We start from the raw sequence: 17,729 nt of genomic DNA on the forward strand, positions 1-17,729 counted from the left end.
GCCGTCACGGCTCCACGAGGTTGAGCAGCTCCTCACCCTTCGCGTACCTCCGCAGCTGCTCCGCCGCCAGCTTCTTCGCGCGCGGGTAGAACGACGCCGATCCGCCGGCGATGTGCGGGGTGATGACCACCCCCGGAACCGTCCACAGTGGATGGTCGGCGGGCAGCGGCTCCGGGTCCACGACGTCGAGGCCCGCGCGCAGGCGTCCGGTGCGCGCCTCGGCCAGGAGAGCGTCCGTGTCGATCGCCGTGCCGCGGCCGACGTTCACCACCAGGGCGTCGTCGGGGAGGGCGGCGAGGGCCTTCGCGTCGAGCAGGCCGCGCGTCGCGGGGGTGTCCGGGAGGATCAGCACCACGATGTCGGCCCCGGGCAGCAGCGCCGGCAGCTCGTCGACGCCGTGGACGCCGTCGTCCGGCCGCGCGCGGCTCGCCACCCGCGTGACCACCGCTTCCGCGGCGAGGAGCTGGCGCTCGATCGCCTGCCCGATCGAGCCGTAGCCGACCAGGAGCACGCGGCTGTCGGCGAGCGACCGCGTGTGCTCGCGAGTCCACTCCCCGCGCGCCTGCTGCGCGAACCACCGCGGCAGGTCGCGCTGCGCCGCGTGGATCAGCGCGAGGGCGTGCTCGGCGACGCTCAGGTCGTGCAACCCCCGCCCGTTCGCCAGCCGCACCCCCTCCGGCAGCAGCGGCACCAGCGTCTCGACGCCGGCCGACAGCGACTGCACCACCCGCAGCGACGGCAGCTCCTCGATGAGCTTCGGCGGCTCCGGCCCGCGGTCGTAGGGCAGCACGTAGACCTCGACGTCGTCCAGCTCGGCCGGGGGAGGCGCGACGCCGTCGTAGTAGGCGGCTTCGACCCCTTCCGGCACCTCGATGTCGGTCCACGGCAGCAGTACGCGAGCGCTCATGCCGCCTTTCTACCCGTTGCCGCGCGTCGCGACCCGCTAGTGCTCACCTCCCGAGATGCAGAACTCGTTGCCCTCCGGATCGGTCAGCACGGTCCACGCCAAACCCGGTACCGAATGCTCGGCCACCTCCTTCGCACCCAGCTCCACCAGCCGTTTCACCTCCGCTCCGCGATCATCCCCGCCGAAGTCGACGTGGACCCGATTCTTGCCCGCGCGAGGCTCCGGCACCCGCTGCAGGCCCAGTGGCAGCCCGCCCTCCGGGGGTGCCAGCACGAGGAACTCGCCGCCGTAGTCCTGTGCCACCGTCGTGCCCAGCGCCGCCGTCCAGAACGCCGCCAGACCGCGTGGATCGGCGCAGTCGATCGTGATCATGCCCAGGTGGATCGCCATGTCCCGAAGCTAGCGGCGACCACCGACAAAAACGGGCCGTCGAGTAACCCGTTGGAGTCACTGCCGGGGGAGTGACTACCCTGAGCGGGACTTTCACACCCGCCCGGAGCAGGGAGCCCCGCAGTGATCACCAGGACTTCGTCGTTGTTCCTTCGCACCTTGCGCGAGGATCCGGCGGACGCCGAGGTACCGAGCCACCGGCTCCTGGTACGCGCCGGCTACGTCCGCCGGGTCGCCCCGGGCGGGTATTCGTGGCTGCCGCTCGGCCTGCGCGTGCTGCGCCGCATCGAGGCCGTGGTGCGCGACGAGATGAACGCCATCGGCGCGCAGGAGATCCAGTTCCCCGCGCTGCTGCCGAAGGAGCCCTACGAGGCGACCGGCCGCTGGACCGAGTACGGCGACAGCCTGTTCCGCCTGAAGGACCGCAAGGGCGCCGACTACCTCCTCGGCCCGACGCACGAAGAGCTGTTCACGCTGACGGTCAAGGGGGAGTTCAACTCCTACCGCGACTACCCCGTCACGCTCTACCAGATCCAGACGAAGTACCGCGACGAAGCGCGCCCCCGCGCCGGCATCCTGCGCGGCCGCGAGTTCGTCATGAAGGACTCGTACTCGTTCGACCTCGACGACGAGGGCCTGGAGCGCTCCTACCAGGCCCACCGCGCCGCCTACACGAAGCTGTTCGACCGCCTCGGCCTCGAATACGTCGTGGTCAAGGCGACGTCGGGGGCCATGGGCGGCTCGGCGTCCGAGGAGTTCCTCGCGGTCGCCGAGACGGGCGAAGACACCTACGTCCGCAGCACGGAGTCGGGTTACGCGGCGAACGTCGAAGCCGTCGTGACGCCCGCGCCGGCCGCGCAGCCGGTCGAAGGCCGGCCCGAGGCGCAGGTGCACCACACGCCGAACACGCCGACCATCGAGTCGCTGGTGAACTTCCTCAACGCGGCCGGGCTCGGCCGCGAGTTCACCGCCGCGGACACGCTGAAGAACGTCATGCTCAAGGCGCGTCAGCCCGGTGCGAAGGAGTGGGAGCTGGTCTGCGTCGCGCTCCCCGGTGACCGCGAAGTGGACATGAAGCGCCTCGAAGCGTCGCTCGAGCCCGCCGAGGTCGTGCTGCTCGACGAGGCCGACTTCGCCAAGAACCCGTTCCTGGTCAAGGGCTACATCGGCCCGAAGGCCCTGCAGGACAACGGCGTGCGCTACCTCGCCGACCCCCGGATCGTGCCCGGCACCGCCTGGGTCACCGGGGCCGACAAGGTCGACCACCACGTCGTCGACCTGCTGGCCGGCCGCGACTTCACCCCGGACGGCACCATCGAGGCCGCCGAGGTCCGCGAGGGCGACGCGTCGCCGGACGGCCACGGCACCCTGGTCGCCGCGCGCGGCATCGAGATCGGGCACATCTTCCAGCTCGGCCGCAAGTACGCGGACGCGTTCGAGCTCGACGCGCTCGGCCCCGACTCCAAGCCGATCCGGATCACGATGGGGTCCTACGGCGTCGGCGTCTCGCGGCTGGTCGGCGTCCTCGCCGAGCAGAGCCACGACGACCTCGGCATCATCTGGCCGCGCGAGGTGTCGCCGTTCGACGTGCACATCGTCATCGCGGGCAAGGACGACGCGGTGCGTGCCGGCGCCGAGAAGATCGCCGCCGAGCTGGACACGGCCGGTCTCGAGATCATCCTCGACGACCGCAAGGCCACGCCGGGCGTCAAGTTCGCCGACGCCGAGCTGGTCGGCGTGCCGACCATCCTGGTGGTCGGGCGCGGCCTGGCCAACGGCGTCGTCGAGGTCAAGGACCGGCGGACGGGCGAGCGCGAGGAGATCGCGGTCGACGCCGTCGTCGAGCACCTGGTCAAGCTCGTCCGGTCCTGATGGGCCTGTTCTCCCGGCGCTCGGACGACACGACGCCGGGGTACGAGGACAACGCGGCGCTCCGCGGGTTCGGCGGCTACGAACCCGCGGACGCGCCGCCGCCGTCGCCCTCACTTTCGCCCGAACCGCCGAGGGCGCGGCCGAAGCGGATCCGCCCGGCGCCGAAGCCGCTGAAGTGGCGGCGGGCGCCGTGGCTCGGGCTCGTGCTCATCGCGCTGATCGCGGGCGTGCTGAACGCGCTGGGCGTGGGCAAGACGCACCACACGTCGTCGACGCCGACGTCGCGTCCGCCGCGGGTGGAGACACCGGCGCCGCGGACGGTCGTCCCCGCGGTGACGAGCGGCTGGCAGTCGGTCGCGGCCCGGGACGGCTCGTACGCCTACGACGTCCCGCCGGCGTGGAAGCCCGAGCCCGGCACGCTGCACGGCTGGGAGAAGACCGCCGCGGTACCGGGGATCCGCCTCATCACGAGCGCGTTCCTGGGCGAGAACTTCTGCGAGCACGCGGACCTCGGCGGCGCGGGCGTCACGACGGAGCCGCTCGCCGACCCGGACGCGGCGGCCCACAAGGCGGTGACGGACCTCGGGGTGAGCGCGTTCAGCCCGGACAACGGTCCGCTCGCCGCGGTGACCGCGGACGCGGGCACGGACGCCCAGCTCACGAAGGCCGACGGCTCGAAGGCGCCGGCGCGGATCGTCGTCGCCGAGGTGGTCCCGACGGACCAGGACCAGTGCGTGGCGAAGCACGCGCTGGTGGCGGCGATGGGCTTCGGGAACGGCTCGGGCGCGTCGGGCGTGGTGGTGGCGTACGCCGATGCCGACCGCGCGGGGCCGACGATCCGGGAGGACCTGGTGGGGATACTGAAGAGCTACCGGTTCGTGCCGGCGGCGGACCGGAGCACGACCACTCCGCCGCCGACCACCTACCGCTGATTCAGCGCTTCCGGGCCAGCTTCGCCAGCTCGCGCAGCCGGACGTCCGGCAGATAGGCCCGGCTCAGCGCCAGCCCGATCCGCGGCAGGTCCGCCTCGTCGCGGTAAGCCAGGTACAGCGGCACGTGCCGGGGCTGGAACTTCGCCTTGAACGCGTGCAGGGAACGGAATCCGTAGTACGGCTCCATGACCCGGCCCAGGGACTCCAGCGCGCGGTCGACCGTGCGCGCCGGGCCTTCGTCGCTCGTGCGGGCCAGGGGTGCTCCCGACAGCGAGACGAACCGCGCTCCCTCGGCGCGGAACTGGACGCATGCCGACGCGATCAGGAACTCCATCACCGGGCGGAAACCGTGCGGGCTGCGGCGCATCACGTCCAGCGTCCAGCCGCCCACCTTGCCCGCGCCCGTGTGGACCGGGAGCCACGAGGTCACGCCGTGGACCGTGCCCTCCGCGTCCACCGCCAGGCCGACGCGCGTCGCCGGGTCCATCGCCTCGTCGAGGCCGCCGAGGGTGAAGCCCATCTCCGGCATTCCCTTGCCGGACATCCACTCCTCCGACAGCGCCCGGACCTGGGCGAGGATGGGCTCCGGCTGGTCGGCCAAGCGGACCAGCCGGAAGTCGATGTCCTGCTTGGCGGCCTTGTTCAGCGCCGACCGGACGTCCTGCCACGCCTTGCCGCGGAACTCCAGCCCCTCCAGGTCGAGCACGTTGTCCTCGGCGACCTGGACGTGCTGCCAGCCCTGCTCGGCCGTCGCCGCGACCGTCTCCTCCGTCGCCGAGAACACGCACGGCACCAGGCCGGTGTTCTCGCACATCGCGGTGAACTCGGTGACCGTGGCCGCCGCCGTGCCGTCCGGCGCGATCGGGTCGCCCAGCGCGACGGCCACCCCCGCGTGCCGGCGGTAGGCGAGGTAGGACCGGCCGTCCTCGCGGACGAAGTACGTGTTGCGCGGCCAGGTCGTCATCCACGACAGCGTGCTGCCGCCGTGGTGCCCGAGCAGCGTGCGGGCCAGCGCGGCCCCGGGACCCTGCGCGTGGCGCCGCAGCCGTCGCCGCGACGGGACGCGGAACGCGTGCTGCGCGGCGATGAGGACGCCCAGCTCGACCGTCCACAAGAGATTGTCCACGAAGAACAGCGGCAGGCCCGTGGTGTCGTAGTCCGCGCCGAACGCGTCGGCCAGTCCGTAGACCGTGGCCGCGGCGAGGGCTTGCAGGGTGACGAAAGCCGACAGCGCGATGGCCCAGCGCCACGCGACGCGCCTGCCCTTGCGCAGCCCGTTGATCATCGGCACCACGATCAGCACGAGCACCGCCAGCTCCGGCGCCGACAGCGAAACCCCTTCGGTGGAGCCGAACGGGCCCTCGCCGGGCACCAGGAACATCACGATCTCGGCGATGGTGAGCAGCAGCAGGCCGGCGACGGTCAGCAGCCGCCACTCCCGCAGGTTCGGCCCCGCCGAAGGGATCCGCCGCGAGCCGACGAGCCGGTTGCCGAGCGGGATCGCCGCCAGCAGCGCGAAGAAGTGCACGAGGTCGGCCAGCGTGCCGACGTAGATGATCGCGACCGCGGCGTACACGCAGAGCCCGGCCCGCAGCCGCAGCGCCCACGGCGGCCGCAGCGTCGCGCTGGCGACGGCGACCGCGGCGAGCGCGCCGCCGGAGAACCCGACGTCGAGGCTGCCCGCCATGCGCTCGGCCCACAGCCAGCCGGAGTTGCCGCACAGCGCCAGGAACTGCGTCGCCACGAGCACCGAGACGAACTGGCCGCCGATGGTCACGGCCATCGCGCGCCGCGTCCCCAGCTGCCATTCGGCGAAGCCGGCGAAGAGCGCGAAGCTGCCGACCATCGGCAGGTAGTACCAGGGAATGACGGCGAAGAACGGCCCGGTGAGCATGGTCCACCACCGGCCCGCCTCCAGCGACGGCAGTCCGTACGCGATGAACGGGTAGGCCGCGCGGTCTTCGGCGGCGTTCCAGAGCGCCCCCGTCGCGACGGCCAGCACGAGCATCGCGAGCACGACGGTGCTCGTGAACGGCAGGCGCTGCCTGAGCACCGCGACCGTGGCGCGGATGCGTCCCCCTCCGGCGAGCTCTGCCGCCGACGCTGCTTCAGTCATGCCCGGAAGTGTGGCGAACCACCGTCTCCGGCCACATCAGGCGAAGGAAGGAGATTGACCCCTAAGGGGTCGTCCCTTCGGATGAGGGTTGACACCCTCCCGAGGACGACGAAGACGACTTTCAGCTGAACACGGCGGTCCGCACGGCATCGGTGTCGGCGAGGTCCGGCAGCACGATGTGCGCGCCGGTCGCTCGCAGCTCGTCGGCATCGTAGAGCCCGGTCGTCACCGCGATCGCGAGCGCGCCGTGGGCCAGCGCGGCCTTGACGTCGTTGGGCGTGTCCCCGATGACGACCACCGTGCCGGCCTCGAACGGCGTGCCGTGCTTGGCCGCCGCCAGCGTCACCGCGTGCGGGACCAGGTCGGGGCGGTGCACCGAGAGCGCGCCGTAGCCGCCGATGTCCAGGTCGAGGTGCTCGTCCAGGCCGAACGCCGCGAGCTTGTGCCGCGAGATCTCCGGCAGGTTGCCGGTGACGAGCGTCTGGACGACGCCGTCGTCCCCGGCGAACGCCGTCAGCGCTTCGGCCGCGCCCGGCAGCGCGTGGGCCTCGGTCGCGAAGCGGTGCGCGGCGCGTTCCGACTCCGCCACCAGGGCCTTGAACATCGCTTCGATCGTGTCCGGCGCGGGTTCGAAGCCGTTCGCGGTGAGCAGCTCGGTGGTGGTCGCCAGTTCGGTGCGCCCGCCGAACACCGGCTCGACGCGCAGGGTCGCCCCGGTCGCGGCGGTGAACGCCGTCGCGTACCAGGCCGCGCCCAGGCGGGCGAAGTCCACCAGCGTGTGGTCGATGTCCCAGAGCACCAGCCGCTTCTTCGTCACGGGATCGAGGTTACCGGGGGCACTATTCAACACGCGTTGACTTCTTGGTGGAGCCGTCGTACCTTGGCGAGTAATTCAACAAGCGACGAATAACTGGAGGCTGTCATGACCAGACCTGTCCGGCGCCCCGCCGGGGCGCTCGCCCTGGTCGCCGCCGTGGCCGGTGCGCTGGTGGCCGTGGTGCTCGGGTTCCTCACCTTCGGCGCGCAGGCCACGGCCGCGCCGGACGGCGTCCCGGTCGCGGTCGCGGCGCCGCCGGAGATCGCCCAGCGCATCGCGGCGCACGGCGGCGGTCAGCTCGAATGGACCGTCGCGTCCCCGGCCGACGCGCGGAAGCTGCTGGAGGACAAGAAGGTCTACGGCGTGCTCGAGCTCGGGCCGGGGCCGTCCGCGACCGTCGTGACGTCGGGGGCGGTCAACCCGTCGGGTACCCAGGTCGCGCAGCAGGCACTGACCGGCGCGGCGTCGGCGCTGGGCGGCGCACCGAAACAAGAGGTGCTGCACCCGGTGAGCGCCGCCGGGAGGACCGCGCCGCTGGCCGCGTCCGCGCTGGCCTGGATCGGCGCGCTCGTCGCGGGTCTCGCGTTGACGCAGCTGGCCAAGCGCACCGGCCGCACGGTCGGAGCCGGCGCGCGGTTCCTGCAGGTCGTCGGCGCCGGAGTGCTCGTGACGGCGGCTGTGGCGGGGTTCTTCGCGCTGTGGGACGCCGCGCTGCCGCTGAACTTCGACGTCCTGGGGATCGTCTTCCTCGCCGCGACGGCCTTCGCGGCCCTGCAGGCGGGTCTGCTGCGGCTGCTCGGGCTGCGCGCGATGGCCGTCCTCGGCCCGCTCTACCTGGTCGCGCCCGCGGTCGCCGGGCAGGTGCCCGAGCTGCTCAACCCGGCCTACCGCACGCTGCTGTGGTCGTGGACGCCGTTCCGCTTCTCGACCGAAGGCCTGCGAAGCCTGCTTCAGGGCGTGCCGGGCGCGCCCGACGTCACGACCGGCGTCTGGGTGCTCGGTGCGCTGCTGGCCGCGGGTCTCCTACTGGCGCTCTGGCCCGGCCGGTCAGCCCGCGAGGAGGCTGAACCGCACCTTCCGGACCGGGTTGTCGAGGTTGGTGTCCACTAGGCAGATCGACTGCCAGGTCCCCAGCGCGAGGACCCCGCCGAGCACCGGGATCGTCGCGTAGGGCGGCACCAGCCCCGGGAGCACGTGGTCACGGCCGTGACCCGGGCTCCCGTGCCGGTGCCGCCAGCGGTCGTCGCGGGGGAGCAGCCGGTCGAGCGCGGCCAGCAGGTCCTCGTCGCTGCCCGCCCCGGTCTCGAGGACCGCCAGCCCGGCGGTGGCGTGCGGGACCCAGACGTGCAGCAGCCCGTCGGTCGCGTCGGCGTCGCGCAGGAACGACTCGGCCTCGTGGGTGAGGTCGTGGACGACGGCCTCGGCGCCGGTGCGGACCTCGATCTCGGTGGAGTACATGGGTTCCAGCCTAGGCTCAGGTTTCCAGGTAGCGCAGCACCGCCAGCACCCGGCGATTGTCCCCTTCGGACGGTGGCAGGCCGAGCTTGCCGAAGATCGACGTCACGTACTTTTCGACCGATCCGGCCGAGAGGAACAGCTTCGCGGCGATCGCGGAGTTCGACCGGCCCTCCGCCATCAGGCCCAGGACTTCGCGCTCTCGCGGGGTGAGCCCGCTGAGCGCGTCGGTCTGGCGCGTCGCCGAGAAGAGCTGGCTGACGACCTCGGGGTCGAGCACTGTCTCGCCGTCGGAGACCCGGCGCAGCGCGTCGAGGAAGTCCGACACCTCGGCGACGCGGTCCTTGAGCAGGTAGCCGACGCCGCCCGCGCGGTCGGCCAGCAGCTGGGCCGCGTACTTCGTCTCGACGTACTGGGAGAACAGCAGGATCGCGCGGCCCGGGGATTCGCGGCGCAGCGAGATCGCCGCCCGCAGGCCTTCGTCGGTGTGCGTCGGCGGCATCCGGATGTCCACAATGGACACGTCGGGGGAGTTCTCCTCGACGGCGGCCCGCAGCGCGTCGGCGTCCTTCACCGCGGCGACGACCTCGTGGCCGCGGAAGGTCAGCAGCTCGACGAGGCCCTGGCGCAGGATGGTCGAGTCCTCCGCGATGACGATCCGCATGCCGCGACCCTAGCGGGGCAGCGGCACCCGCGCGGTCACTTCGGTCGGACCGCCCGCCGGGCTCGCGAGGGTCAGCTCGCCGTCGACGGTCCGCAGCCGCTCGGCGACCCCGGCCAGCCCGCCGCCCGGCACGAGCCGGGCACCGCCCCGGCCGCGGTCACGCACCCGCAGCCACAGGACGTCCCGTTCTTCGGTGACTTCGACGTACGTCGTCGTCCCGCCGTGCTTCGCGGCGTTCGTGAGCAGTTCGGCGGCGCTGAAGTAGACGATGGTCTCGAGCGACGGCGGCGGGCGGCGCGGCAGGTCGACGGCGACCCGCGCGTCCATCCCGGACGTCGCGACGAGGGTGGCCAGCGCGACGTCGAGCCCGGCGTCGAGGGCCGCGGGGTGGATGCCGCGGGCGAGGTCGCGCAGCTCGATCAGGGCCTGCTTCGCGTTGGTGTGTGCGTCGGTGACCAGCTGCTTGACCTGGGGAAGGTCGACGTCTTCGAGCTCGTCCTTGGCCAGCCCGAGCTTCATGGCGAGTGCGACGAGCTGGGCCTGCGCACCGTCGTGCAGGTCGCGTTCGATGCGCCTGAGCCGCAGCGCGGCGTCCTCGACCGCCGTCGCGCGGCTCGCCTCGAGGTCCCGGACGCGTTCGGAGAGCTCACGCGCGCCGAGCAGGCCGACGACGAGCAGCCGGTCGAGGGAGACGAAGGCGTGCGTCACCCACGGGAGCGCCACGAGCACCAGCAGCCCCGACGCCGACCAGGCGAGCGCACCGGCCCAGTTGTCGGCGTAGATGTCGAAGACCGGCAGGTGCTGTTCGCCGAGCGGGAACCAGAAGAAGGCGAAGGGGGTCGCGGCCAGCGCGTAGAGCGTCGCGGCGGTCATCGTGAGCAGCGCGGCGAAGGTCAGCGGGAGACGCAGTAGCAGGTAGCCGCCGGTGCGCCAGCCGGCGGGGTCGCCGACGCGGGCCCGGACCCATGCCCACAGCCCGGGCTTGAGCTCGGGCCGGCGCGGGGCGGGCACGCTGACGCCGAGCAGCGTTCTGGCGAGCCCGCGGTGCAGGGCGCCGAGGCCGCGGACGTAGGAGATGGCGCCGGCGAGGACGAGGAACCCGAACAGGACGGGGGTCAGCCCGAGGCCGACGGCGAGCACGAAGAGGAAGCTGAACAGGGAGAAGAGGGTCAGCGGACCGGAGAGCCACAGCCAGGCGTATTCGGCCCAGAAGTCGCGCGCGGCGAGCGGCCCGAAGACGCGGCGCAGCGGGTGGGGGCGGGGGACGTCGAGGCTGGTCACGGATCCAGTCTCACCCGCTTCGGTGGGCGCGCCCACCCGGTTTTCCCCCAGGCCCCGCTCGGGGTGTCCCGCCTTCGACGCGGCGGGCCGGCAAGGCGATGGGAAGGTCGGCTCGCGTGACTGAAGGGTCGGCTCGCGTGATTGGGGAGTCGACTCGCGTGATTGGAGGGTCGACACGGTACGAACCCGGGTCGGCGCCGTGTCGGCTGCCCAATCACGGGTGTCGGCTCGGTAATCACGTGTGATGCCCCTTCAATCACGCGAGAAGCCCCGCCAGACACGCGTGATGCCCCTTCAATCACACGTGATGCCCGGCTCGGCTCAGCGGCGGCCGCAGGGGCGCCCCCCGTCTTTCACGCTACCGGCCGGCACCGACAGTTTCGGTGCCGAAAACACAGCGGCGGCCCGGTTGTCCCCATACCGAAGGCGGCCCCGGGCGCGCCAAACGCACCCGAGGCCGCCCATGGAAGAGGGGCTAAACGTTGTCCGGGTCGTCGTCCCGGGCCTTCTGCGCGGCTTCGCGCATCTCGATCACGTCCGTCAGCCAGTCGCCCGTCTCGCGGGCGATGTCGCGGATCGCGCCCGTGATGATCGAGGCTATGTTGCCCACGTGCGTCGCGGCCGATTCGGTGATCACCTGCAGGGTGTCCTTGTCGCGTTCGAACTGGCCCACCATGTCACCCTCACGCTGCTCGGAGCTGCCGGTCGGGTTCCACGGTAACCGGCGACGGCGAACTCTGCGGGAGGGCCAGCTTCACGATCTTCTTCGCCACCGACCAGAGCTGCTTGTGCAGCGGGCCCGTGTGGTACGGCAGCCCGTACTTCTCGCAGATCGCGCGCACCTCGCCGGCGATCTCCGGGTAGCGGCGCGCCGGGATGTCCGGGAACAGGTGGTGCTCGATCTGGTGCGACAGGTTGCCGCTCATGATGTGGAACAGCGGGCTGCCGGAGATGTTCGCCGAGCCCAGGATCTGACGCAGGTACCACTGCCCGCGCGACTCGTTCTCGGTCTCCTCCTCGCTGAAGCTCTCGACGTCGGCGGGGAAGTGGCCGCAGAAGATGATCGCGAACGCCCACAGGTTGCGGGTCAGGTTCGCGGTCGCGTTGCCGAGGAACGTCAGCGGCGCCAGCGGGCCGGTCAGCAGCGGGAACAGCACGTAGTCCTTGCCGACCTGCCGCCCCGCCTTCCGCAGGATGCGCCGGAGCACCGGCACGTTCTCGGCCCAGGTGCGCTCGCCCTTCACGACCTTCTCGACCTCGAGGTCGTGCAGCATCACGCCCCACTGGAAGAACAGCGCCAGCAGCGTCGCGTACACCGGGTTGCCCAGGTAGTACGGGTGCCACTTCTGGGCGGTGTCCATCCGCAGGATCCCGTAGCCGACGTCCCGGTCCTTGTCGACGATGTTCGTGTACGTGTGGTGGATGTAGTTGTGCGAGTGCCGCCAGTTCTCGGCCGGCGCCACGGTGTCCCACTCGAACCGCTGCGAGCTCAGCGCCGGGTCGCGCGTCCAGTCGTACTGGCCGTGCATGACGTTGTGGCCGATCTCCATGTTGTCGAGGATCTTCGCCACCGACAGCGCGCCGACGCCGGCGAGCCACGCGGGCGGGAAGAACCCGGCGAACAGCAACGCTCGCCCCGCGACCTCCAGGCCTCGCTGCGTCTTGATGACGGAGTGGATGTAGTCGACGTCTTCCTGGCCCAGGGAGTCGACGGTCCGCTGCCGCAGCGCGTCGAGCTCGCGGCCGAACTCCTCGACCTGTTCCGGGGTCAGGCGGTCCTGCAGACCGGTCATGGCAGTCTCCCTACGCGTCGATCTCGACGTCCCCGACCGGGACGGAGATGCAGAGCTGGATTTCTTCGTCTTCTTCGCCGGAGATCTCGCCCGTCTTGGCGTTGCGGACGCGGCCGGCGGTCTTGAGCTGGGTGCAGGAGAAGCAGATGCCCATCCGGCAGCCGTGCTCCGGGGACAGGCCCGCTTCTTCGGCCTGCTCCAGCAACGGCTTCCCCGAGTTGGCGCACTCCCGCCCGCTGCGCTTGAACCGGACCTGGCCCTCGGCGTTCGCCGTGTCGAAGGTCAGCGCCGGCGGCGTGAACTCTTCGGCGTGCACGCGTTCACCCAAATGATCACGCACGGCGTCCATCAGCGGCTTCGGGCCGCAGACGAACGCTTCCGCGTCGCGGTGCCACGGTGCGACGCGCTCGAGGTGCTCCGGCGAGAAGAACCCGCGCAGGTCCCCGCCCTGGGTGTGGGTGTAGGCGTGCACGATCTTCAGCCCGGGGTGCCGGGCGGCGAGCTCGGCGAGTTCGGTGCGGTAGAACGCGTCGGCCGGGCCGTTCGAGTAGTGCAGGAACACGATCTCGCCGGCGTGGCCTTCGTCGACCAGGGTCCGGGCCATGGCGAGCACCGGGGTGACCCCGCTGCCGCCGCTGATCAGCAGCACGCGCTCCGGCCGGGTGGCCGGCAGCGTGAACGTGCCGTCCGGAATGGACAGACCGACCACCGAGCCGGCGCCGAGCGTGCGGTTCAGGTGCCCGGAGACCAGGCCCTGTTCCTTGACGGTGAACTCGAGTTCGCCGTCGTACTGCGAACCGCACGGCGAATAGCAGCGCGTGCGCCGGACGCCGTCGATCTCCACCTGCAGGCGGACGTACTGCCCGGCGGTGAAGCCGGGCCACGCGCGGCTGGGCTTGACGGTGAGGGTGACGCTGTCCGGGGTCTGCTTGCGCACCGCCGTGACCAGGCCGCGGATCTCGCGGCGCACCAGCATCGGGTCGACGAGCTCCAGGTAGCGGTCCATCCCGTGCGGCGTCAGCAGTGCCTCGGCCAGCGAAGCGAGGCTGCGCACCCGCCGGGGGATGAGCGCCGTCATCGGAGACCTCCTCGATTACAGTGAACGACTGTACACTCAACAGTGCACTGCAGGAGTGGAGTGCCTGTCAACGAAGAACGCGGAGGATGTGACGTGGGCAACGCGGTGGACATCCGTACGCTGGACCCTGTGTCCGAAGACCAGCTGACGCCGGTGAGCCGGCAAGAGCGCAAGCAGCGCACGCGTCAAGCGCTGCTGGACACCGCCCTGGACCTGCTGGCCGACCGTCCGTTCGCGACGCTGTCCCTGCGCGAGGTCGCGAAGGGTGCCGGTCTGGTGCCGACGGCCTTCTACCGGCACTTCGCCTCGATGGAGGAACTCGGCGTCGTGCTCGTCGAAGAAGCGACGAGCACGCTGCGCGGGATGATGCGGTCGGCGCGCACCGATCCCGACACCTACCAGGGGATGATCAGCGCCTCGGTGGCCACGGTCCACCAATTCGTCCGGGCGAACGAGGACCATTTCCGGTTCCTGACCCGCGAGCGCTACGGCGGCGGCCCGCTCGCCCGCGCCATCGCCGTCGAACTGCGGATGTTCTCCGGTGACCTCGCGATCGACCTCGCGCGGTTCGCCCCGCTGCGCGCGTGGAGCACCGAAGACCTGCACATGCTGGCCGACTTGATCGTTTCCGTGATGATCACGACCACCGTCGACCTGCTGGAAGCCCGGCCGGGTGAAGACGCGAAAATCACCGGAACGGCTGAGAAACGGCTGCGCCTGATCCTGCTCGGCATCCCCCGTTGGAAAACGAGCTGAACGCTCCCCCTACGGCGCTCGTATCTTCTGGCACAACCCCCGGACTTGCGACCCAGGTCACTGGGGAGTGTCGGTCCGGCGTGGTACAACCCTCGGATCGTGCCTCGCCGATGAGGAGGTCGTGTGGCCGACAGCGAACAGCATCAGCAGCTCACCGTGGGTGTGGTGACCGAGTCACGCCCCGGGGAGCGCCGGGTGGCCATGGTGCCCAAACTGGTCGGGAGGCTCGCGCAGCGCGGATTGCGGGTCCTGGTCGAACCGGGCGCCGGGTCCCGCGCGCACCTGAGTGACGACGCGTACACCCAGGCGGGCGCCGAGCTCGGCGACGCGTGGGGCGCCGACATCGTCGTGAAGGTGAACCCGCCCGCGCCGGAAGAGGTCTCGAAGCTGAGCCGGGGCAGCGTCCTCGTCGGCTTCCTCGATCCGCGCGGCAACCCGGACGGGCTCGCGAAGCTCGAAGAAGCGGGCTTGCGGGCGTTCGCGATGGAGGCGGTTCCGCGGATCTCCCGGGCGCAGGCGATGGACGCGCTGTCGTCGCAGGCCAGCATCGGCGGCTACCGCGCCGTGCTGCTCGCGGCGCAGAAGCTGCCCCGCTTCTTCCCGATGCTCACCACCGCGGCCGGCACCGTGCCGCCGGCGAAGGTGCTGGTGCTCGGCGCCGGTGTCGCCGGCCTGCAGGCGCTGGCCACGGCGAAGCGGCTCGGCGCGCAGACCACCGGCTACGACGTCCGGCCCGAGGTGGCCGAGCAGGTCAAGTCGCTCGGCGCGCAGTTCCTGGACCTCGGCATCGAGGCGGTCGGCGAAGGCGGGTACGCCCGCGAGCTGACCGCGGAGGAGCGCGAGGAGCAGCAGCGGCGGCTCACCGAGGCGATCACGAGGTTCGACGTCGTGATCACCACGGCGCTGGTGCCGGGCCGCAAGGCGCCGACGCTGGTCACCGCGGACGCCGTCAAGGGCATGCCGGCCGGGTCGGTCGTCGTCGACCTCGCCGGTGAGACCGGCGGCAACTGCGAGCTGACCAAGCCGGGCGAGGACGTCGTGGAGCACGACGTCACCATCACTTCCCCGCTGAACCTGCCCGCCGAAATGCCTTCGCACGCCAGCGAGCTGTACGCGCGCAACGTCACCGAGCTACTGGAACTGCTCGTGACGAAGGAAGGCGCGCTGGAGCTGAACTTCGAAGACGAGATCGTCGCCGGTGCCTGCGTGGCCGGGCGCGAAGGGAGCACTTCGTGAGCCCACTTGTGCAGAACTTGGCGGTGCTGGTGCTCGCCGGGTTCGTCGGCTTCGCCGTCATCTCCAAGGTGCCCAACACCCTGCACACGCCGCTGATGTCCGGCACCAACGCCATCCACGGCATCGTGCTGCTGGGCGGCCTGGTCGTGCTCGGCCTCGGCGTCGACGGCGTGTTCAACAAGATCCTGCTGGTGATCGCGATCGCCTTCGGCACGATCAACGTCGTCGGCGGCTTCCTGGTCACCGACCGGATGCTGTCGATGTTCAAGGCCAAGAAACCCGCTCCCGGTGAGGAGGACGACAAGTGACCGACTTCGTCGCGATCCTCTACATCGTCGCGTTCGCCCTCTTCATCTACGGCCTGATGGGCCTGACCGGCCCGCGCACCGCGGTCCGCGGCAACTGGATCGCCGCGGTCGGCATGGGCATCGCGGTGATCGCCACCCTGCTCACCCCGGGCATGGGCAACTGGCTGCTGATCGTCCTCGGCGTCGCGATCGGCGCGGTGATCGGCGTCCCGTCGGCGCGCAAGGTCAAGATGACCGCGATGCCGCAGATGGTGGCCCTGTTCAACGGCGTCGGCGGCGGCGCGGTCGCGCTCATCGCGTGGGTCGAGTTCAACTCCACCGACGGTTACGCGCACGAGCCGGCGTACATCGCCATCGCTTCGCTGTTCGCCGCGATCATCGGGTCGATCTCCTTCTGGGGCTCGAACGTCGCGTTCGGCAAGCTGCAGGAGCTGATCAGCGGCCGCCCGATTTCGATGGGCAAGCTGCAGCAGCCGATCAACGCGCTGCTCCTGCTGATCGCGCTCGCGTGCGCGGTGATCATCGTCGCCGGCGGCGACTCCGGCTTCCTGATCGTCGGGCTGCTCGTCGCGGCGGGCATCCTCGGTCTCACCGTCGTGCTGCCGATCGGCGGCGCGGACATGCCGGTGGTCATCTCGCTGCTCAACGCGTTCACCGGGCTGTCGGCCGCGGCGATGGGCCTCGCGCTGGACAACACGGCGCTGATCGTCGCCGGCATGATTGTCGGCGCGTCCGGCTCGATCCTGACCAACCTGATGGCCAAGGCGATGAACCGGTCCATCCCGGCGATCATCGCGGGCGGCTTCGGCGGCGGTCCGGCGGTCTCGGCCGGCGGGGGCGCGAAGGAGGAGCGCCCGGTGCGCTCGACCAGCGCCGCCGACACCGCGATCCAGATGGCCTACGCCAGCAAGGTCGTCGTCGTGCCGGGCTACGGCATGGCCGTGGCGCAGGCGCAGCACACCGTCCGCGAGATGGCGAAGCTGCTGGAGAAGAAGGGCATCACGGTCGAGTACGCCATCCACCCGGTGGCCGGCCGGATGCCCGGGCACATGAACGTGCTGCTCGCCGAGGCCGACGTGCCGTACGAGCAGCTCAAGGAGATGGACGAGATCAACTCCGAGTTCGCCCAGACCGACGTCGCGCTGGTGATCGGCGCGAACGACGTCACGAACCCGGCCGCGCAGACCGACCCGACCTCGCCGATCTACGGGATGCCGATCCTCAAGGTCAACGAGAGCCGGTCCGTGATCGTGTTGAAACGCGGGATGGCCTCCGGCTTCGCCGGGATCGACAACGACCTGTTCTACGATCCGAAGACCAGCATGCTCTTCGGCGACGCCAAGACGTCGGTGGGCGAGATCGTGGAGGAACTCAAGGCGCTATGACGACCGGGTCGGACGTGCGCGCGGCATTCACGGATCCGGCCGACAACCTGGCGTTCGACGAAGCGCTCCTCCGGGTTGCGCCCGAGTCACCCGTGCTGTGGCTCTGGCGCAACCCGGTTTGCGTCGTGGTGGGCCGTGGCCAGCGGATCGCCCGCGAAGTGCGGGTCGAGGAGTGCGCGCGGGACGGCGTCCCGGTGCTGCGGCGGGCCAGCGGCGGCGGGACCGTGTTCCACGATCCGGGCAACCTGAACGTGACGCTGGTCCTGCCCGGCCCCACCGATCGGCCCCTGGAGACGCTCGGCAAGGTGATGAGCGCCGCGGTCGACCAGCTCGGGCTGGTGCCGCGGATCGGCGACCGCGGCCTGTTCATCGACGACGCGAAGCTCTGCGGGTTCGCCGTGTTCCGCACCAAGACCGGGCTGCTGGCGCACTCGACGCTGCTGGTCGAGACCTCGGCCGCGCTGGTCGGCCGCTACCTGACGAGCGCGCCGGCGGACCCGCGGCCGCTCGACTCCCACCGCAGCCCGGTGGCGTCGCTGGCCGAGCACGGGCTGCGTCCCGGGTTCCCGTCGGTCGAGGCGGCGGTGCGGGCGGCGGCGTCGCAGATCCTCGGGACGCTGGTGCCGCGCCCGCCGTCCGCGGCCGAGCTGACGCGGCAGCGGGCGCTGCTGCACACGCGGTACCGGTACCCGTCCTGGCACGCGGACGGCTCCCAGCGCGCGGCCTGACCAAACGCCAT

At 71.3% G+C, this 17,729-nt stretch carries 18 protein-coding genes; 8 read left to right on the forward strand and 10 right to left on the reverse strand.

All coding sequences use genetic code 11. The features are described from left to right. Positions 1-4: 4 nt before the first annotated feature. Both QQ657_RS34595 and QQ657_RS34600 read right to left on the reverse strand, forming a co-directional pair. A complete protein-coding gene (locus tag QQ657_RS34595; protein WP_284746515.1) occupies positions 5-907 on the reverse strand; it encodes a 2-hydroxyacid dehydrogenase in 903 nt (300 codons plus the stop codon). 36 nt (positions 908-943) lie between these two features. After that, entirely contained in the window at positions 944-1,297 is a 354-nt protein-coding gene (locus QQ657_RS34600; protein WP_284746516.1) for a VOC family protein, read from the reverse strand. A gap of 123 nt (positions 1,298-1,420) precedes the next feature. Between QQ657_RS34600 and QQ657_RS34605 the strand changes: the two genes are divergently transcribed. Together QQ657_RS34605 and QQ657_RS34610 are read left to right on the forward strand one after the other, a co-directional pair. Beyond that, positions 1,421-3,169, forward strand: coding sequence for a proline--tRNA ligase (locus QQ657_RS34605; protein WP_284746517.1), 1,749 nt, complete (start codon positions 1,421-1,423; stop codon positions 3,167-3,169). Next, positions 3,169-4,101 carry a DUF8017 domain-containing protein gene (locus QQ657_RS34610; protein WP_284746518.1) on the forward strand — a complete coding sequence of 311 codons (933 nt, stop codon included), beginning with the start codon at positions 3,169-3,171 and terminating at the stop codon, positions 4,099-4,101. The genes QQ657_RS34605 and QQ657_RS34610 overlap by 1 nt, the downstream gene beginning before the upstream one ends. A 1-nt stretch (position 4,102) precedes the next feature. Here QQ657_RS34610 and QQ657_RS34615 read toward each other — a convergent pair whose 3' ends face one another. Together QQ657_RS34615 and QQ657_RS34620 are read right to left on the reverse strand one after the other, a co-directional pair. Further along, positions 4,103-6,217: a bifunctional lysylphosphatidylglycerol flippase/synthetase MprF gene (locus QQ657_RS34615; RefSeq protein ID WP_434056809.1), complete on the reverse strand. Its 2,115-nt coding sequence runs from the start codon at positions 6,215-6,217 to the stop codon at positions 4,103-4,105. Between the two features lie 121 nt (positions 6,218-6,338). Then, a complete protein-coding gene (locus QQ657_RS34620) occupies positions 6,339-7,034 on the reverse strand; it encodes an HAD family hydrolase (protein ID WP_284746519.1) in 696 nt (231 codons plus the stop codon). Positions 7,035-7,139: 105 nt separating this feature from the next. Between QQ657_RS34620 and QQ657_RS34625 the strand changes: the two genes are divergently transcribed. Next, on the forward strand, positions 7,140-8,144 hold the full coding sequence (locus QQ657_RS34625; protein WP_284746520.1) for a YhgE/Pip domain-containing protein: 1,005 nt from the start codon (positions 7,140-7,142) through the stop codon (positions 8,142-8,144). Here the strand turns inward: QQ657_RS34625 and QQ657_RS34630 are convergent. From QQ657_RS34630 to QQ657_RS34655, 6 genes are all read right to left on the reverse strand, one after another. Further along, positions 8,082-8,492, reverse strand: a complete 411-nt coding sequence (locus QQ657_RS34630; RefSeq protein WP_284746521.1) for a YjbQ family protein — start codon at positions 8,490-8,492, stop codon at positions 8,082-8,084. The two genes, QQ657_RS34625 and QQ657_RS34630, sit on opposite strands and share 63 nt — an antisense overlap. Positions 8,493-8,508: 16 nt before the next feature. Next, a complete protein-coding gene (locus tag QQ657_RS34635; RefSeq protein ID WP_284746522.1) occupies positions 8,509-9,153 on the reverse strand; it encodes a response regulator transcription factor in 645 nt (214 codons plus the stop codon). Positions 9,154-9,162: 9 nt separating this feature from the next. Continuing rightward, positions 9,163-10,434: a sensor histidine kinase gene (locus QQ657_RS34640; RefSeq protein WP_284746523.1), complete on the reverse strand. Its 1,272-nt coding sequence runs from the start codon at positions 10,432-10,434 to the stop codon at positions 9,163-9,165. Positions 10,435-10,909: 475 nt separating this feature from the next. Then, a complete protein-coding gene (locus QQ657_RS34645; RefSeq protein WP_284746524.1) occupies positions 10,910-11,110 on the reverse strand; it encodes a hypothetical protein in 201 nt (66 codons plus the stop codon). 7 nt (positions 11,111-11,117) lie between these two features. Next, complete coding sequence (locus QQ657_RS34650; RefSeq protein ID WP_284746525.1) at positions 11,118-12,227, reverse strand: fatty acid desaturase family protein; 1,110 nt, start codon at positions 12,225-12,227, stop codon at positions 11,118-11,120. A gap of 10 nt (positions 12,228-12,237) precedes the next feature. Further along, entirely contained in the window at positions 12,238-13,305 is a 1,068-nt protein-coding gene (locus QQ657_RS34655; RefSeq protein ID WP_284746526.1) for a ferredoxin reductase, read from the reverse strand. Between the two features lie 93 nt (positions 13,306-13,398). Here QQ657_RS34655 and QQ657_RS34660 point away from each other — a divergent pair, with 93 nt between their 5' ends. The 5 genes from QQ657_RS34660 to QQ657_RS34680 all read left to right on the forward strand — a co-directional run bounded on the left by QQ657_RS34660 (position 13,399) and on the right by QQ657_RS34680 (position 17,718). After that, on the forward strand, positions 13,399-14,061 hold the full coding sequence (locus QQ657_RS34660; RefSeq protein ID WP_284746527.1) for a TetR family transcriptional regulator: 663 nt from the start codon (positions 13,399-13,401) through the stop codon (positions 14,059-14,061). A gap of 123 nt (positions 14,062-14,184) precedes the next feature. Then, positions 14,185-15,297 carry a Re/Si-specific NAD(P)(+) transhydrogenase subunit alpha gene (locus tag QQ657_RS34665; protein WP_284746528.1) on the forward strand — a complete coding sequence of 371 codons (1,113 nt, stop codon included), beginning with the start codon at positions 14,185-14,187 and terminating at the stop codon, positions 15,295-15,297. After that, complete coding sequence (locus QQ657_RS34670; RefSeq protein WP_284746529.1) at positions 15,294-15,605, forward strand: NAD(P) transhydrogenase subunit alpha part 2; 312 nt, start codon at positions 15,294-15,296, stop codon at positions 15,603-15,605. The genes QQ657_RS34665 and QQ657_RS34670 overlap by 4 nt, the downstream gene beginning before the upstream one ends. Further along, the gene (locus tag QQ657_RS34675; protein WP_284746530.1) at positions 15,602-16,990 is read left to right on the forward strand and encodes an NAD(P)(+) transhydrogenase (Re/Si-specific) subunit beta; all 1,389 of its coding nucleotides are present in this window, start codon (positions 15,602-15,604) and stop codon (positions 16,988-16,990) included. Before QQ657_RS34670 ends, QQ657_RS34675 begins: the two co-directional genes overlap by 4 nt. Next, positions 16,987-17,718 carry a lipoate--protein ligase family protein gene (locus QQ657_RS34680; protein ID WP_284746531.1) on the forward strand — a complete coding sequence of 244 codons (732 nt, stop codon included), beginning with the start codon at positions 16,987-16,989 and terminating at the stop codon, positions 17,716-17,718. Before QQ657_RS34675 ends, QQ657_RS34680 begins: the two co-directional genes overlap by 4 nt. Positions 17,719-17,729 lie beyond the last annotated feature (11 nt).

Origin of the sequence: Amycolatopsis ponsaeliensis, assembly GCF_030182635.1 — a bacterium.
GTDB lineage: Bacteria > Actinomycetota > Actinomycetes > Mycobacteriales > Pseudonocardiaceae > Amycolatopsis > Amycolatopsis ponsaeliensis.

Coding starts and splice junctions, on each gene's coding strand:
- QQ657_RS34595 (WP_284746515.1), bottom strand. CDS start 907: ATGAGCGCTCGCGTACTGCTGCCGTGGACCGACATCGAGGTGCCGGAA.
- QQ657_RS34600 (WP_284746516.1), bottom strand. CDS start 1,297: ATGGCGATCCACCTGGGCATGATCACGATCGACTGCGCCGATCCACGC.
- QQ657_RS34610 (WP_284746518.1), top strand. CDS start 3,169: ATGGGCCTGTTCTCCCGGCGCTCGGACGACACGACGCCGGGGTACGAG.
- QQ657_RS34615 (WP_434056809.1), bottom strand. CDS start 6,217: ATGACTGAAGCAGCGTCGGCGGCAGAGCTCGCCGGAGGGGGACGCATC.
- QQ657_RS34625 (WP_284746520.1), top strand. CDS start 7,140: ATGACCAGACCTGTCCGGCGCCCCGCCGGGGCGCTCGCCCTGGTCGCC.
- QQ657_RS34630 (WP_284746521.1), bottom strand. CDS start 8,492: ATGTACTCCACCGAGATCGAGGTCCGCACCGGCGCCGAGGCCGTCGTC.
- QQ657_RS34635 (WP_284746522.1), bottom strand. CDS start 9,153: ATGCGGATCGTCATCGCGGAGGACTCGACCATCCTGCGCCAGGGCCTC.
- QQ657_RS34645 (WP_284746524.1), bottom strand. CDS start 11,110: ATGGTGGGCCAGTTCGAACGCGACAAGGACACCCTGCAGGTGATCACC.
- QQ657_RS34650 (WP_284746525.1), bottom strand. CDS start 12,227: ATGACCGGTCTGCAGGACCGCCTGACCCCGGAACAGGTCGAGGAGTTC.
- QQ657_RS34655 (WP_284746526.1), bottom strand. CDS start 13,305: ATGACGGCGCTCATCCCCCGGCGGGTGCGCAGCCTCGCTTCGCTGGCC.
- QQ657_RS34680 (WP_284746531.1), top strand. CDS start 16,987: ATGACGACCGGGTCGGACGTGCGCGCGGCATTCACGGATCCGGCCGAC.